Raw genomic sequence first — 1,301 nt, 5'->3', positions numbered from 1 at the left:
CGCAGCCGAACTCCACGTGTCAGGCATGGAGATCGCGTGGCCAGATGTGCTCGCCGATCTGGGCGTCACGCCTTCGCACCGGGTCGAGCTGCCGACGTACGCGTTCCAGCGCAGCCGGTACTGGCTCAAGGAGACGGTCGGGGTGTCGGCCGGTCGCCTCGACGATACGGCCGACACCGTGGTGGACGAGGAGGTCGCGGAGTCCGTTCCGCAGGCAACCGGTTCCGCAGTGGCCTACGCCGGGATGTCCGGGCAGGAGACGGCCCAGGAGCTGCTGGATCTCATACGACGACACATCGCCGCCGTGCTGGAGCACGACAGCCCCGAACAGGTCGCGGTGGACGCGCCGTTCAAGCAGCTCGGTTTCGACTCACTCATGTCGGTGGAGTTCTGTGCAGCGCTCGGGCAGGCGGCTGGTGTGCGGCTGCCTTCGTCCGCGCTCTACGACCACCCCACGCCGGAGCTGCTAGCCCGGCACCTGCACAGCGAACTCGCGGGTCTACGGGGAGAGGTGGCGGCGCCGGAGGCGTCGGCTGCCCCAAACTCCGACGACCCGATCGTCATCGTCGGCATGAGCTGCCGTCTGCCGGGTGGAGTTCGGACGCCAGAGGAGTTGTGGGGGCTGCTGGCTGCCGGTGGTGACGCGGTCTCGCCGTTCCCCGCCGACCGCGGCTGGGACCTGGACGCGCTGTACGACGCCGACCCGGACCGTTCCGGCACGTCATACGCGCGGGAGGGCGGTTTCCTCCACGACGCGGCCGACTTCGACCCGGCGTTCTTCGGCATCTCGCCGCGCGAGGCGCTGGCGATGGACCCACAGCAGCGGTTGCTCCTCGAGACCTCCTGGGAGGCCCTCGAACGCGCCGGCATCAATCCGAAGGCGCTGCGCGGCAGCAGGGCCGGAGTGTTCGTCGGTGCGACGGCACAGGACTACGGGCCCCGGCTGCACGAGGCACCCGAGGAAATCGAGGGCTACGTGCTGACGGGAACGACGCCCAGTGTGGCGTCGGGCCGTGTGGCCTACACCCTGGGCCTGGAGGGCCCGGCCGTCACCGTCGACACCGCCTGCTCCTCCTCGCTGGTCGCCCTGCACATGGCCGCGCAGTCGCTGCGCTCCGGCGAATGCACCCTCGCCCTCGCAGGTGGGGCGTCCGTCATGTCCAACCCCGGCATGTTCGTGGAGTTCAGCCGGCAGCGGGGGCTCGCTCCCGACTCCCGGGTCAAGGCCTTCGCCGAGGCCGCCGACGGCACCGGGTGGGGCGAGGGCGTCGGCATGCTGCTGCTGGAGCGGCTGTCGGATG

The 1,301-nt window shown here is 70.6% G+C and carries 1 protein-coding gene; it reads left to right on the top strand.

Going from position 1 to position 1,301, the window contains the following annotated elements; all coding sequences use genetic code 11:
- Positions 1-1,301, top strand: a 1,301-nt coding sequence (locus ACLIYP_RS30460) for an acyl carrier protein (protein ID WP_412716300.1), incomplete at both ends; no start/stop codon positions are given.

This window comes from Streptomyces nanhaiensis, assembly GCF_046614825.1.
Classification (GTDB): domain Bacteria; phylum Actinomycetota; class Actinomycetes; order Streptomycetales; family Streptomycetaceae; genus Streptomyces; species Streptomyces radiopugnans.
Note: the sequence above shows the minus strand (reverse complement) of the source record. Positions and strands in the feature narration are given on the sequence as shown.